Genomic DNA, 15302 nt, shown 5'->3' on the forward strand with positions numbered 1-15302 from the left:
TCGATTAGCTCTCGCGCGTCATGCCCTCATGCACGATCTCAAGCGATTCGATGCCGACATCGCTGCTCTTCGCGCTAAAGTCAGGCGCATCATACTTGGACGGCCAAGCATTAATGAAGTTCCAGCGCGACTTGTCGCTGCCCGTTTCATCCACAAGCACGATCGAAATGTTTTTTCGCTGTACATTGCCGTTCGCCACTTCGTTGTACCAGTTATAAATTTCAGCCGAATCGGTAATGCCCCACTTTAAGCTGATGTTGCCGTACTTCGTTAAGCCCGTCAGCTTGCGCGTCGTCGGCACCTCGTTGCCTTCGCGGTATTCAATGACGTCCACCGACGAATCAAACCCCGATACATCCGTAAATCCAGCCTGCTGCAAGCCATCAATTTCCACCCGGAACCGGAAGTTGCGGTATGGATCCTTTCTTTGCCCCGTTGCCATTGCTTGCTCTCCCCCATTCGATTAGATAAAAGTAACGTTCAACAATCTTACTCGGCTGCGTCTGCTCCGCCGGATACTTGTGCGATGCGGAAAATAACAAACTCTGCCGGCTTCACCGGCGCAACGCCGATCAGCACGATCAAACGCCCATTGTTGATATCATCCTGCGTCATCGTCGAACGGTCGACCTTCACGAAGAACGCCTCTTCTGGCTTGCGGCCTTGAAGCGCGCCATCGCGCCATAAGCGGGTAAGGAATTCCGTCACCGTGCGGCGAACGCGCGCCCACAGCTTATCATCGTTTGGCTCGAAGACGACCCATTGCGTGCCGTTGAAGACCGACTCTTCCAAGTACAGGAACAACCGGCGAACGTTTACGTATTTCCAAAGCGGATCGCTCGATAATGTGCGTGCGCCCCATACGCGTATGCCACGGCCAGGGAATGCACGAATGACGTTGACGCCCTTCGGATTCAGCACATCCTGCTCGCCTTTCGTAATCTGGAATTCCAGATCGACCGCACCGCGAACCGTATCGTTAGCAGGCGCCTTATGCACACCGCGCTCCACATCCGTGCGCGCATACAAGCCAAGCACATGCCCGCCCGGAGGCACGACGCGCAGCAAGCCGGATTCCGGATTAACGACCTTAATCCATGGATAGTAGAAGGCTGCATATTTCGTTTCATTCGCACTGCGAGGGTCAAGCGAGTCCACCTTCGCGTTCACTGGCGAATCGAGAATAACGAACCGGTCTCTCAGCCGCTCGCTATGCGAGATCAGCTCGCCGACCAAGCCTGTTACAACCGAAGCATTCGGTGAATAAAGCAGCGAAATGTCGTCAATCGCATCGAGCGCCGTCAAGCCTTTACGTTGCCCTGGCTGGTTCGAGTCTGAACGGATGAAATCCGCAAGCACAAGCTTGTTGGAGACGATCCGGTAGACCGATCCCGTCGTAGGCGTTGCCGATGCATCCCAGTTGCCGCCCGATACCGTCGCTACCTTCGTCGATCCGACATAGCCGGTAATCGTCCGCACTTGCCCTTTGGCAGGGCCATCGATAATGCGAAGCTCCATGCCGACATAGTCGCCATCCTTCGCGGAAGCCTCTGCGCTCAGCGTAATCGTATTGTCCTTAGCTGCCGTAGGGGAGCCATCCGCCTCATCCGAATCTGCGCCGCTTGCCAAATACGCAATCGCGCTCACATCGGGAATTTGAATCGTTTTGCCAGGAACAGCGCCTAGCGTAATGAGATTCGAAATGCCGTTTACTTTCTTCTCGTAATAGTCCGGCGATGCCGAATCGAGCGAGAGATTATCATATTGCTCTGCAACGGCTGGGCGCGGCAGCTTCTTCGTATCCGTCTCTGGATCGAACACGGCAATCTCTTGTTTCCAATAATAGACGGACAATTTAAAGCCGGAGAACGTGCCTTTCACGACTTTAACCGCGATACGGTTGCCCCATGAGCCTTCGCCTATCGCCTCTACTAGGAGCGCTTCAGCCGAGCCTTTCTTGAGGCGCAGCTCCGACCGGACAGCCGTCGCTCTCGTAACTCTAGCAATATATGCGCGTTGGCCGCCGTTATCGAAGAAGCCTTGCACCGAATAAGGCAAATAACCGGTGTCGCCAAAATACCCGCCGTACACACGCTGATAGTCAAGCCAGCTCGTTACAAATTGCGGCGTCGTCGGCCCCCGCTCCGTCTCTCCTAGAAAACCTGCTGTACTCGTCGACACGCCCTCAACGGGCTTGCTGCCGATCTCGATTTCTTCCACATAGACCCCTGGAGACAAATATTCAGGCATCGTCATTTCCTCCTCAACATGAATGAATGATGAATGGCAATTGCTAGTGCTATATAGACAACAGTGTAATGAGGCCTAACGAAGCCGTTCGGCCCTCGTCACACTGAATATCTCGTTCATATGGCAGATATCCCTCTTGCTTCACCAACAGCGACACTCGCGTTCGGCTAAGCGGCATGCGGGCAATCGGAAGCGCGACATCGCCCCGGCTATCTGTGCGGGATACGACGGTTCCAGCTTGTTTCACTGGATACACCGTTGTTCCGGCGGGATGCGCATACTGGAGGGGCTCCGCCAGCGGATAGCCATCCGCAGCAGGATCTGCAGGCAGTGTCTGTGCGAGCTGAACGTATTCCAGCCGCTCAACGTTATTGTTCTTGAGCAGCCATACCGAACCTGGAGCCGGCAGGTCGCCCTGCATCCCGTTCAAGTAGATGCGTGCTGCCCCCTGCACCACAGCAGCCGCCAACATGGCTGTATAGCTGTCGGCTGGCTCCAACCGTATCGCCTCTACTGCGGCGTTGTTTACCGGCGCTCCCGCTTGGTCTTTCACGACTCCCCTCAGCAGCGTCGCATGCGTGTCGAAAGGATAGCTGCTTCTTGGCAGCAGCGGCACATCAAGTGCAGAAGGATCAGAAGCAGGCTGGACCGTAACGGGCACTGCCGCATCCAAGTAATAGTCCGAAACGATCCGCGCCGTATAACTCCCGCTAGGCAAATCAACGAACACTTGCCAGCCGCCTCGGTTACGAATCGGCTTATGTACCGTGCCTTCCAGCGTAACCTGCACCTGCCCGATAGGCATTCGGTCCGCCACTAGCTCGTCAATTGGCCGAATCGCCACAGACACGCGGCTAACGAACGACTCGCCCTGTCCCGCCGAAGATAGGATGCTCATAAGTGCACCCCGCTGTTAACCGGATTAAACGCCAGCGAACGCTCTTTAACGGCCGCGGCTTGTGAATCAATGGCGGAGTCGAGCTTCACCGGCGAAACGACATAGCCGATGGATGGACGGTAATGCTGCTTTGGAATCGCATGCCAGATCGAGGTTAACTCGGTTAGCGCAAGTGGATTCATCGTAATGCGCAGCGTTTCGTCCGTTCCCCGCAGCGAGCCTTGCAGCCGCGAGCCGTGCAGCAAGCTGTTATCGTAGAGCAGCCTCATGGCACGGCCCAGTACGCGCTGCTCCTCCAGCGTCCGCTGCTGAATATCTTGCACCGGCGTGTATGCAGTAAGCAGATAGTACAGGTCGAGCGCTAGCGGCGGACGGTCCCTGCCGCTGAAGGGCTGATCATTTTTGAGATGGGGATTCTCTGCGATGTAGTAGAGGAAGAGCGTCAGGCTGACGTTCTGGCCCTCAACATCCGCTGGCGAGAGCAGCACGATCGAGCTTGGCTGGACCAAGTCGCTCATCCCCTCGCGCAGAAGCCGAAGCAATGAATCGCCGACATCGGCGATAGCTGTATCCGACGCCACTAGCACACCCTCCTTGAGATTGATAGTTTTGCAGCTGCAATATCGCAGTTTAACCCGCGTCTAGCAGTTACTCTAGTTAATCCAATCATAGTACGGGCCAAAATCCGAACGCAGGCAAAGCTTGCCGAGCTTATCCAGCTCCTGCTTGGAAGCGCGAATGAGATGGCGCATGCCGATTGGCGCGTCCTCTTCCGAAGCCAGATAAGCAGCTGCCAGCACCGCGTTCTTAATGTTGCCGCCTGCAAGCTGCAGGCTTCTTGCAAGAAACGAATAATCGATATCATCACTCCGTGGTGCCTCTGATGGAAACATCGCTTGCCACAGGCGGAACCGGTGCTGCTCTTCAGGAATCGGAAACTCAATTCGAAATGCCATCCGGCGCGCAAAGGCTTCGTCCATGTTATGCTGCAGGTTCGTGGCCAGAATCGACATGCCATCGTACTCCTCCATCTTCTGGAGCAAATACGCGACCTCCGTATTGGCGTGGCGGTCATGTGAATCTTTGACCTCGGAACGCTTGCCGAACAGTGCATCCGCTTCGTCGAACAATAGAATCGCATTGCTGTTCTCGGCTTCCGCGAACAATCTTCCGAGGTTTTTCTCCGTCTCCCCGATATACTTGCTGATGATCTGCGATAGGTCAATCCGGTACAAATCAAGCCCAAGCTCGCCTGCAATCGCCTCCGCTGCCATCGTCTTGCCGGTGCCAGGAGGCCCAGCGAAGAGCACGTTCGTGCCTTTGCCCCGAGACAGCTTGCCGTGAAAATTCCACTCCGTCAGCACGCGATGCCGCTGCTGAAGCTGCGCGATGATTTGCTGAATTTTGAGCGTCTGCTCAATCGGCAGAACGAGCTGGCCGACGCGGTGCTGCGGAATAATTCGCGTCGCGATGCCATCCAATCCATGGTGGCTCTGACGCTGGCAAGCTTCGCGAAGGTCCGCTTCGGTGATGCGAGCCACCCCTTGCTCATTGCCGCTAAGTTCTGCTGGCGTTGACGGCATGCTGCGCCACTGTGCCAAAGCGTGTGCAAGCTGCCATGCTTTGCCGATGCCGCCCGCCGTCAGCTTATATTGCTCGGCGATCGCCATCCATCGAACAGGCTCCGCTAAAGGAATGCCTCCAGCATGTTCCGGCTGCTGCTGCCAGAGTACGGCTCGCTCGCGAACATCCGGCAGCCGCATCGGCAGCTCGATCAGCGGCGCTGGGAAAGCTTCCCCGTTCGGCACGACACGCAGTGTGCTGAGCAGCAGCATCGGCAGCGTACCTGCCATCCTATGCGTGTACAGGAGCCGCCATTCCATCCTTTTATCCCCGTCTGCACGTTCTTGCAGCAGCTCTGCATGCATCAGGCCAAGCACGGCCGAACGGAGCATCGCTTCCCGGCAAGCGAGTTCCAGCAGCGCAGCACGCGGCGCCTCCTCATCCGGTAACTGGCTAAGATCAACCAGTACTAACGGCGCATTCGCTCTCTTGCATGCAGCAGCCGCTAAGGCGAGGCGCCCGCAGCCCGGCTGGCCGAGCAACAGGAAGGCTAGCTGTGATGGTGACGGGAGCATCTCCCTGTTCGCCACAATCGGTTGGGCCAACGCCGCGGCAAGCTTTTGCTCTAGCTTCACATGGTCTTGGCTCCACCGAAATTCGGCTGAAGAGGCGGCTGCCATCGTACGGCTATCCTCTGTAGCCAAGCGGGCAACGCCCCGGACACGCCCTTCCAGCTGGCCAGGCTGCATAAGAAACTGCATCACGCCTTCGTCCAGCTTCACATACGAAGCGAGCAAGGGTTCGCCGCCTATATCCGATTGGCGGGGCAACAGCGTGACAAGCCCATGCTGCCGAAGCCGGCCATTGGGCAGCCAGTAGGGCAACTGCCTGACGAGTTCCGAATCGCCTGTCCCTAGCAGCCTAAGCGTTAACGCAACGGTTGGCTGCCGGCTTGTCGCGTCGTCGAGCAAAAATCCGTACAATTTGCTGTACTTTTCATCCACCTGAACTGCCGCAGCGATGATGACCGCATCCCGCTCAAACCGATCCAATCCGTAACATTCGGCAAGCCGCTCAAGCGGCAACGCTAAACCCTCCGCAGCCGTTGCTCGCACCCGTTCGCGAATGTTTCGCTCTAGCGCTTGCAGCTCTTCCTCGATATCGAGCAGCCTCATCCGTTCATGTGCTGAAAGCTGCCCATTGAGTGGGCCGGCCTCATCCAGAAGCCGAGCCATCTCTTCGCGAGTCAATGCAATGCCCGCATATTGGCGTGTCAGCTCATCTTGGGACTCTTCCCGAATCGCCATCCGTTCCATCTCAATTCGAATGCGCAGATCCAACCTGCCCAGCTCATCAAGCAGATGCTCCCAATGGTCGGCATATGGCCTTATCTGAACCATACAGCCGGCACTCCTTGTGGGCACAATAAATAGCGCCGCACGCTATGTGTATACCACCTTGCCACGTTTCCTAACAAGCTGTAATTTGCCTCCTTATGGCAATTTTTTGTACAAATTGTATCACGAACCCTATAGGTAGGCAATGCAAAAACCGCCTTGTTTTTTCCAATTAAAGCGCTTCCAATCTAAAGTGTTTTTAAAGAGATTTTCCATGAGTGTCCTAATGCGTTGTGGGGTAACCTATAACAGCAGTTGGAACCTCTATCTTTATTATGCAAAAGGCGGCGATTACCAGTGAAGCGCAGAGATCCTGATTACGATGAAACGTATAACGAAACATCCAATACGGCGGCGGGCATTAATACCCCGAAGAACCATGAAGATTCAGGCCCGATCGACATGATTAGCGATGCCATCGAAGAAATTGTCGACAACGTGCAGCATACGTTCGATCACAAGGAGCATGGGCGGCATTAGCCTGCTTTCTTCACTAAAATAAAGGGCGGCGCAACAGTTTGCGCCGCCCTTTATTTCCATTTAAATGCCCCTCCATCTGACTTAACTTGCTTGCAATCGGCCTGCTATTCCGGATGGTTAACTGTCCCGCTTCCCACCTCATATGGGCTCGTAATGCCCTCATACATCAGGTGCATCGACATGCCTGCAGCCGCATGCTCTAGGTTGTGGCAGTGGTCCATCCATAAGCCGGGATTATCAGCACGAAACGCGAGCTCATAAGTTTCCCCCGGCTGCACGTCGAGCGTATCCGACCACCACGGGCTGCCATCAACATTGTCGCCGTTACGGGAAAGCACAAGCATATGATGGCCATGCAAATGCATCGGATGGTCTACGATGCTGCGATTAATGATTGTTGTATGAACGAGATCGCCCTCTTGCACCATGAACATTGGCGTATCAGGAAATACTTTGCCGTTAATCGTATATAGCTGGTTGAATGCTCCGTTATAAAAGCCTAGTTTGTTGTCCAGCAGCATCGTAAACTGCCGGTCAAAGATGCTGTCCGCGCCAAACGCCGTCGCAGTTGGCTTGCCATAGTGCGTCGGGATGAATACGTCCTCGCTTGAAGGCAACTCGCTCGGCGCTTCACCTTTTCCATCCGGCGTCATGAGCAGCCCTGTCTTCGTGCCGTTGCCTATTGCTAGAAATACGGGCTGATTCGGCATCGTGAAGCTAAGATCGTACCGTCCGCCTGTCGTTAATTCGAGCCTTGTTGCTGCCAACAAACCCGGTTCATTCACATCAGTGCCGTCTATTGCAACCACCCGGAACGATGTACCGATCACCGAGTAGCTCTGCCGTACCCAATCGTCAGTATTGATCAGCCGCAGGCGAACCTCCGTACCGGGCACGACCGTTTCTTTGCGCACGCCGGTCCAGCCATCAACAGCAAGGCCGACACGATCCCATATATGCGTCATGGCCGTGAATTCCTTTGCTTCAGGCGGCTCCCCTAATTCAGCATGCGCCTCCTGGCCGCCTCCCGTATTCAGTGGGACCGCGCCTTCTTCACTTGCTGGCTCAACGACCAATGGCCCGAACAACCCTCGGCTCACCGCCTCCTGAGAATCTTGATGCGAGTGATACCAATAGGTCCCTGTCTGCTCCGCCACAAATCGATACGTGTATGACTGGCCTGGCATGACCGCGTTTTGTGTAACACCAGCTACGCCATCCTCCGCATTCGGCACGTCTAGCCCATGCCAATGGAGCGTCACGCCTTCATCGACATTCTGGTTCACGAGCTTTACCTCGATCAGCTCGCCCTTCTTCATTCGAAGCTCCGGTCCCGGCAATTCGCCATTGAAAGCCCATGCATCCTTGATAACTTCACCCGATGCGAGCCTCACATCTTGGCGCTGCGCTACGAGGGTAAAGGTCCGGTCAGGCTTGCCATCTTGCGGTCCCGTGAGTTGGTCGAGCGAAACTGTCCCTACACCTCCCACATGCCGCACATCATGTTTCCTCATGCCGGCTGCTGTACTAGCGCCCTCTCCAACTCGCAATGCGGCTGCCGTCACCTCTACTGAACCTACCGCAGCCGCTTCTGTTGCAGCGATATGCCCGCCATGCTCACTGTGCGCATGCACAATCTCCGTCCCTATTGGCTGCTGCCCGCCTCCCCAATCCATCTCGCCAGCCATCATGCTCATCCGGGCTGGCAGCTTGCTGCTCTGTTGTTCAATGGCAATGCCGACCGCAGCAATCGCGCCAACCGCAGCTACAGTTCCCGCGAACCGTCCGAATCGTCCCCAAGCGTGATAACGCAACGGGGCAGCCAGCACGCTCACCTTCCGCCAGCGGTGAAGATGCCGAACATATAACAAACCGAGCACTCCGCCATAAGCTAGCAAGGGCATGATGGCATCTATGAACCGAAATGGAACGGGGGGCTCCATCGCGTAATAAAACGCTGTTAACGCACCTAAGGCTGATGCATGAAACGGCAGCACAATGCCTGGATGCGCTGCCTCCGCCCTTACCTCATAAGGCAGAGCGCCATCCAGCCCCTTCGCTTTAAGGCGCAGCTTGCGCAGCCGAGGCACCGTCACGAACCCTAGCATAGCTGTGGGCAGTACGGCCAGCGGCACTTGAAGCGCCAATCGGTCGACCCAGAATACAGGCGCCCTCGCCGCCGATAGCATTAAAGTAACAGCAGCGACTGCCCACGATGCAATGGCCGCGTATGCCGCCCATGCAATTAGCTTGCGTGAACGGCGCGCCAACTGCCCTGCTGACCCTGCATAAACAAGGCGGAACGCCTTCGTCCCTCCTGCCCATGCTAATATAGCGAGCAGCGGCAAGAGCCCCAGCCCGATTCCCGTTAACATGCCATACATGACAATAACCTCCCGAATGTTTCTGATACCCTCATCATAGGGGAAGCCGGTAACGATGCGGAACAGCCTCAAGGGCAATAGCATCCCCGACCGTAGACCGGGGAAGGCTCCACCCCAAAACCAAAAAAACGCCCACGCAAGCAGCCGATGAACGGCAATTGCGTGGGCGTTGTGGATCGCATATGATTTACACTTGCTCGATTTTGATCAGGTTCGTTGCGCCAGACTTGCCGCTTGGCACGCCCGCCGTAATGACGACCGTGTCGCCCGATTCGATCAGGCCAGCTGCACGGCCCGCTTCGATGGACGAGGAGAACAGTGCGTCTGTCGACTCGGATTTGGTGCCTTTGATTGCTGTTACGCCCCATACGAGTGCAAGGCGGCGTTGAATGCGCTCGTCCGACGTGATCGCAACGATTGGCGCTTTCGGGCGATATTTGGATACCATGCGCGCTGTAAAGCCGCCCTCTGTCGGCGACAGAATCGCTTTCGCTTCGAGCTCGAGCGACGAGCTTACAACCGCTTGGCTAATAACTTCCGTAATGGAAGAAGATTGGCCGAAGCCTTTCTTATGCAGGTTGCTGCCGTATTCAATCAGCGACTCCGCTTTGATTGCGATCGTGGACATCGTGCGGATCGATTCTACCGGGTATTTGCCGGCAGCCGTCTCGCCCGACAGCATAACTGCGTCTGTGCCTTGCAGTACAGCGTTCGCTACGTCCGTTACTTCTGCACGCGTTGGGCGTGGGTTTACTTGCATCGACTCGAGCATATGCGTAGCAACGATTACTGGCTTGCCAGCTGCATTACATTTGTCGATCATTTCTTTTTGGATCAATGGAACGTCTTCAACTGGAATTTCTACGCCGAGGTCACCGCGGGCAACCATGATGCCGTCGGACGCTTCGATGATCGCATCCAAGTTTTCAACGCCTTCTTGGTTCTCGATTTTCGACACGATTTGAATGTGGCCAGCGCCGCCCTCTTCCAAGAGGCGACGAATTTCGAGCACGTCTTCTGCACGGCGAACGAACGATGCAGCTACAATGTCTACACCCTCGCCGATACCGAACTCGATATGTTTCACGTCACGGTCCGTTACGCCTGGAAGCGTCGTGCGAACGCCTGGCAAGTTAACGCCTTTGCGCGGTTTGATCACGCCGCCGTTGATGATTGTGCAATATACGTTTGTTGCGTCTACCGAGTCTACACGCAGCTCGATCAAGCCGTCATCCAGCAAAATTACGCCGCCTGGCTCCATCACTTTCGGCAGGTCCGCATAATTAACCCACAGCTTCTCGCCGTCGCCGAGCTGCTCTTCCGTTACAAGCGCCAGCTTGTTGCCTGCTTTGAGCTCGTACGAAGCTTCCTTCAGCTTGCCGATACGGATTTCAGGCCCTTTAATGTCCATCAAAATCGACACGTTCGCGCCCGTTGCTGCTGCTGCTTCACGGATTTTGGCGATACGGTCGCTATGGTCTTCCAATTCGCCGTGCGCCATGTTCAAGCGCGCAACGTTCATGCCTTCATTCATCATTTCTTTCAAAGTGTCTACGGCTTCACAAGCCGGGCCCATCGTACATACGATTTTGGTTCTGCGCATTATTCTTTTTCTCCTCCTGATGTATGCTCTATGGTCCAATTGTACTGCTGAACCTTTCTTTCGCATATGAACTATAGTATTCTAAATGTACTATAGTATGATTCATTGATCGGAGGATTCGACATGCTGGAGCTGCTGGATGTAACGCTGGACCGGGGGATGAATTGGTATGGGCAGTGCGATGATTCAGATGATTCAAACGGAGTGTACACGCTCGTTCTAGTCAGCTACGGCAAGTGCGTCTACTGGATCAATGCGGACAAGCTTATTCTCGAAAAAGGCGACGTGCTCTTAATCCCGCCGCGTGCCGCCTTTTATGGCAAATCTGTGCCAACTGTGTTCCACGAGAAGCTCGTGGCCCAATTCAAAGTTGGTCCCGTCGCGATTCGTGAACTGCCGCTGCTGGCAAGGCAAGAGCCCGCCCAAGGCAGGCCCGGACGGTTCGAATGGATGCTGGAACGGCTTCGCGTGCTCCATGCCGAATGGTCAGATCGCACGCCCTATGCCGAAATCCGCGGCGCGGCGATTATCACGGAGCTGGTCGCGCTCTGGAACCGCGAATTCGATCAAGCGCCCATGGCGCCGGGCACGCACAAGCTTGTCGAGCGCATGAAGCAGCACATCCAGCTTAACTACAGGGACAAAGTGACCAAGGATGAGCTAGGCGCCTGCATTAACCGCACGCCCAATTATGCTGCAGCGCTGTTCCGCCGGGCGACCGGCCAGACGATCAGCGAGGCGGTTAACGCCGCGAGGATGAAGACGGCCATCTATATGCTGACAGACTCGCTGCTCACGGTGAATGAGATATCCGATTACCTTGGCTACCGCGATGTTTCCTACTTCCAGCGCGTATTCAAGCGGACGACTGGGCGTACGCCCTCTTCTTTCTTGCGTTAAATATACCCGCGGCTAACAAGCGTTTCATGAATGGGGAAGGCTTTAATGAATTTCTCGAGCATGCCGTTAACGGACTTAATTTCTTGATCCGTTAACAGTTGGTTGATGTAGCGGTACGCGTCTTCTTCAATTTCCTTGATGCGCTTTGCGATTGCCTGCCCTTCCGCTGTTAAGCGAAGCAATACGGCCCTTGAATCATCGGGGTGAACGACCTTTTCGATGATCCCATCTGCGACCATCCGGTCTACTAATCGGGACGGGCTTCCCGCTTCGCATATTAATAAGTTCCCCAGTTCCTTCAACGTTAAGGGCTGCCTGCTCTCTAGTATGCTTATAGCCTCCGCTTGCGAAGCCGTAATTCCCGTTTTTTCAAAATAATCATTCAATAAACGGCCGCCTTGCCGCTGGACCGCTAACATTAGATAACGGAACCTCTCCACTTCATTAGCAGCGAAATTCACCCATATCCTCTCCTGACTTACCCCACACAGTGTGGAATGATCTCAGGGTCATGATTCGTCAGCACCGCCCAACAATCCTCTCGTTTAGCGAAATCTCTTGCCCAATCTAACGAATGCTGCGCCTCTCGCTTGCTCGTGGTTACGCCTGGCAAAATGTTCTCCTCCAACGACCTTGCCGCATAGCCAACATCACCAGCTATTAGGACCCATCCTTGCAGCGTGCGAACCAACACCGAACAATGCCCCTTGCTATGCCCCGGCGTATACACCATGTATACCGATCCATCTTCAAAAAGATCAAGCCCGAGCTTGTAAGGCCCGTGCGGAATAGGCGCCAGCTCAAACGGCGTAATCGAAACATTCCGCCACATGGATGGAACGTAGCCTAGCTCTTTATGCGCCGCCTTCCATTCTGGTTGGCTGGCCAGTATTCGGCGAGCCTGCGATAATTGCTCTAGCCCGCTAACATGATCGTTATGCATATGTGTAAGCAGTACGTAATCGATGTCACTAGGCTGCAGCCCGTGGCTCGCCAACTGCTCGTGGACTGCTTTACCTTGGCTCAGCCTAGCTTTGCATAAGGAATAACCTAACCAACCTAAATGCTTCTTTTGGTTTTTCCTTACTTCGTCATGCCAGCCCGCATCTACAACGATGTTCCCTTTCGGATGCTCGATGAGGTACGCCGACACCGGAAACCAGCTTTTATACGATTGCGGCCTAAGCCAGCCCGTATAGGGCATCGGATGCCAGGATCTCTCGCGGAATGCGAGCGCACGGTCCATGTACACTTCTCCGGTATGCCACACATGCACTTTCGAATGAACCATCAGCTTCCCCTCCATTAAATGACATGTCATCAATAATAGATGTCACGTCATCTAATGTCAACATCTTTCATTTTTGCTAAAATCAATCCCATTCACCAATCCGCATCAACTAGCGCACGATTAATGGCGACGCCTGCTTCATAGCCTTCTCCCACTGCACCAGCGATGCCTGTGAATCCATGCTTCGCATCACCTACGATATAAAGCCCTTGGATTCGGGTGCGCCCGTGCCCTTTCGTTCGGTACTGGCCGGATTTATCCATCGTTATGCCTAGCTGAAGAGGAATGCCGCTCGCCTGATAAGCACCAGTATCAGCCATAAACCCGCCGCTTCTAGCCACTTTCTTCCCATCCGCAAACACGATATGCGCTAATTGCCCCTCGATCGACTCAAGTGCAGCAATAGGCTGCTCGATGAGATCGATCCCCCGCTGCGCGAGCTGCTCCCGTTCTTCCGCTTTCAATTCAGCCGGGCCATCCGAGCATACGATGAGATCATTTGTCCAGTTGTGGATAAGCTTAATATGCGCGAGCAGGCTTGCCCCTCCACCGAATAAAGCTAACGGTGCGTTGCGCATTTCCCATCCATCACAATAGGGGCAAGGAAATACCGAACGCCCATACACGTCCGCAAGCCCCGGCCACTCTGGCAGCCGCTCTTTCATCCCTGTCGCAAAAACGGCCACACGGCTATTCGCCACGCTCCCGTTGCTGGCCCTTACTTGAAACCTTCCCTCAATCAGCCGGACCTCCTCAACGGCATCATGCCAAATCTCTACCAACTCGTATCGGCGCAGCTCCTCCCTTGCAAGCGAACGCAGCGCCTCCGGCTCGATTCCGTCCCGCGATAGAAACCCGTGCGATCGCTTCGCGGCTGCATTTCGCGGGTTTCCAGCATCGACCACAAGAACCCGCCGCAACGCACGTCCCAGCACTAGCGCTGCGCTCAGCCCCGCCGGCCCTCCACCAATAATGGCGACGTCAACCGTCACCTGATCTCCCGTATTTTGACCCATTTCGCGGCGCCGCCCCTTTCCATCTCACATTAGCGTGCGCCAATTTTCGCTATTTCGTGCATGGATTTGCAAATAAAACGGCAAAACAAGGCGCACCCGCAGGTGGGTACGCCCAAATAGTTAGAGAAACCCGCGTTTTTTGAAACGGCGTGTTTCTCTTTTGTTATGAATCATGCTATAGCGCGTTTACGAGCTGAATAGGGCAAGGTTTTCTTCCCTATTCGTGCTCTAGTGCGCTAACGAGCTGAATAGGGTAGATTTTTCTTCCCTATTCGTGCTCTAGCGCGCTAACGAGCTGTATAGGGTACATTTTTCTTCCCTATTCGTGCTCTAGTGCGCTAACGAGCTGAATAGGGCAGATTTTTCTTCCCTATTCGTGCTCTAGCGCGCTAACGAGCTGTATAGGGTACATTTTTCTTCCCTATTCGTGCTCTAGCGCGCTAACCGGCTGAATAAGGCAGGTTTTTCTTCCCTATTCTCGCTATAGCTCGTTAACCGGCAAAATAGGGCAGGTATTTCTGCTCTGCAGACATAAAGCAGGCTGTCGAGATTTTCTCGACGGCCTCCCGGGGGTACACGCTTGCATGATTACAACTTGTTAGTTTATGTTTCACTGATCAACAAGCCATTTGGAAAAATTCACTTTTATTCACATCTGAGTTTAATTATACAGAACTCATCCACAGCCTTGTGTGTGAATAATGTGGATAAGTTGTGCAAAAGCTAGCATAACTATGCCTCAGCATCCACGCGATTACAATGAATGTGCATAGCCTCCCGCATAAACGAAGCAAGCCCTGGTGCGTACTTGTCGATATTTTTCGTAAACCTCGGGTCATTTACGTACATATCCCCAAGCCCCCGGTAGATCTGGGTGGAGCAAGCATAATAGTTATCCGTAATATGCTGGCGATGGCTTGCTATGATCGATTGCGCTTGCCCATCGTCTGGCCCATATGGCATACGCTCGATCAACCCCTCATAAATGCGCTGCTCTGATGCCTTAATTCGTTTCCAATCCTCTTCCTTATACTGCGCAGTCTTGCGGGCTGATTCCTTATAAGCGTCCGTATTGCCCCAACGCTGCTGCACCTCTTGCTCGTATTTCTTCTGATGCTCTTCGATTTCTGTCCTATCAAATGGCTCAAACATATCTTGCTTGCTCATCGCGTAGCCTCCTTCAATCGATTGAAGCGACTGCTCCACCGATTGGATGATTTGTTCGAGGCGATGCTTTTTCTTGCATAGAAGCTCCTTATGAAGGATCAAGGCCTGCTTGCGGTCATACCGCGAATCGTCCAATATGGCCCGCACCTCCTGCAGCGGAAGCTCCAGCTCCTTGAAAAACAAAATTTGCTGCAGCCGCTCAAGATCCGCTTCACTGTATAGCCGATACCCATTATCTCCAATCGCAGCTGGCTTCAGCAGCCCGATCTCATCATAATGGTGCAGCGCCCGAACGCTGACTCCAGCTAATGCCGCGACTTCCTTCACTTTGTACATCTTGCATCACCTCTTAG

General features: G+C 54.4%; 13 protein-coding genes. 2 read left to right on the plus strand and 11 right to left on the minus strand.

The window, feature by feature from the left end; translation table 11 throughout:
* Positions 1 to 4: 4 nt before the first annotated feature.
* The 5 genes from GON22_RS03060 to GON22_RS03080 form a co-directional block, all read right to left on the minus strand.
* On the minus strand, positions 5 to 442 hold the full coding sequence (locus GON22_RS03060; protein ID WP_160394656.1) for a phage tail protein: 438 nt from the start codon (positions 440 to 442) through the stop codon (positions 5 to 7).
* 47 nt (positions 443 to 489) lie between these two features.
* Positions 490 to 2250 carry a phage tail sheath family protein gene (locus GON22_RS03065; RefSeq protein WP_160394657.1) on the minus strand — a complete coding sequence of 587 codons (1761 nt, stop codon included), beginning with the start codon at positions 2248 to 2250 and terminating at the stop codon, positions 490 to 492.
* 49 nt (positions 2251 to 2299) lie between these two features.
* The gene (locus tag GON22_RS03070) at positions 2300 to 3148 is read right to left on the minus strand and encodes a hypothetical protein (protein ID WP_160394658.1); all 849 of its coding nucleotides are present in this window, start codon (positions 3146 to 3148) and stop codon (positions 2300 to 2302) included.
* A complete protein-coding gene (locus GON22_RS03075; RefSeq protein ID WP_160394659.1) occupies positions 3145 to 3729 on the minus strand; it encodes a Pvc16 family protein in 585 nt (194 codons plus the stop codon). Before GON22_RS03075 ends, GON22_RS03070 begins: the two co-directional genes overlap by 4 nt.
* A gap of 72 nt (positions 3730 to 3801) precedes the next feature.
* Entirely contained in the window at positions 3802 to 6111 is a 2310-nt protein-coding gene (locus GON22_RS03080; RefSeq protein WP_160394660.1) for an ATP-binding protein, read from the minus strand.
* 294 nt (positions 6112 to 6405) lie between these two features.
* On the opposite strand from GON22_RS03080, the gene GON22_RS03085 reads away from it, so the two are divergent.
* Positions 6406 to 6588 carry a hypothetical protein gene (locus tag GON22_RS03085; RefSeq protein ID WP_160394661.1) on the plus strand — a complete coding sequence of 61 codons (183 nt, stop codon included), beginning with the start codon at positions 6406 to 6408 and terminating at the stop codon, positions 6586 to 6588.
* Between the two features lie 104 nt (positions 6589 to 6692).
* Here GON22_RS03085 and GON22_RS03090 read toward each other — a convergent pair whose 3' ends face one another.
* Together GON22_RS03090 and pyk are read right to left on the minus strand one after the other, a co-directional pair.
* On the minus strand, positions 6693 to 8972 hold the full coding sequence (locus GON22_RS03090) for a multicopper oxidase family protein (RefSeq protein ID WP_237178992.1): 2280 nt from the start codon (positions 8970 to 8972) through the stop codon (positions 6693 to 6695).
* A 187-nt stretch (positions 8973 to 9159) separates the two neighbouring features.
* Complete coding sequence (pyk, locus tag GON22_RS03095; RefSeq protein ID WP_160394662.1) at positions 9160 to 10575, minus strand: pyruvate kinase; 1416 nt, start codon at positions 10573 to 10575, stop codon at positions 9160 to 9162.
* Between the two features lie 123 nt (positions 10576 to 10698).
* On the opposite strand from pyk, the gene GON22_RS03100 reads away from it, so the two are divergent.
* A complete protein-coding gene (locus GON22_RS03100) occupies positions 10699 to 11475 on the plus strand; it encodes a helix-turn-helix domain-containing protein (protein ID WP_160394663.1) in 777 nt (258 codons plus the stop codon).
* Here GON22_RS03100 and GON22_RS03105 read toward each other — a convergent pair.
* From GON22_RS03105 to GON22_RS03120, 4 genes are all read right to left on the minus strand, one after another.
* Entirely contained in the window at positions 11472 to 11936 is a 465-nt protein-coding gene (locus GON22_RS03105; RefSeq protein WP_160394664.1) for a winged helix DNA-binding protein, read from the minus strand. The two genes, GON22_RS03100 and GON22_RS03105, sit on opposite strands and share 4 nt — an antisense overlap.
* A 17-nt stretch (positions 11937 to 11953) precedes the next feature.
* Positions 11954 to 12766 (minus strand): N-acyl homoserine lactonase family protein, encoded by an 813-nt coding sequence (locus GON22_RS03110; protein WP_160394665.1) that lies wholly within the window; start codon positions 12764 to 12766, stop codon positions 11954 to 11956.
* A gap of 92 nt (positions 12767 to 12858) precedes the next feature.
* Positions 12859 to 13782 (minus strand): NAD(P)/FAD-dependent oxidoreductase, encoded by a 924-nt coding sequence (locus GON22_RS03115; RefSeq protein ID WP_160394666.1) that lies wholly within the window; start codon positions 13780 to 13782, stop codon positions 12859 to 12861.
* 732 nt (positions 13783 to 14514) lie between these two features.
* The gene (locus GON22_RS03120; protein ID WP_160394667.1) at positions 14515 to 15285 is read right to left on the minus strand and encodes a MerR family transcriptional regulator; all 771 of its coding nucleotides are present in this window, start codon (positions 15283 to 15285) and stop codon (positions 14515 to 14517) included.
* Between the last annotated feature and the right edge of the window lie 17 nt (positions 15286 to 15302).

It is taken from the genome of Paenibacillus sp. MMS18-CY102 (assembly GCF_009789195.1).
In the GTDB taxonomy this organism is placed as follows: Bacteria; Bacillota; Bacilli; order Paenibacillales; family Paenibacillaceae; genus Paenibacillus_T.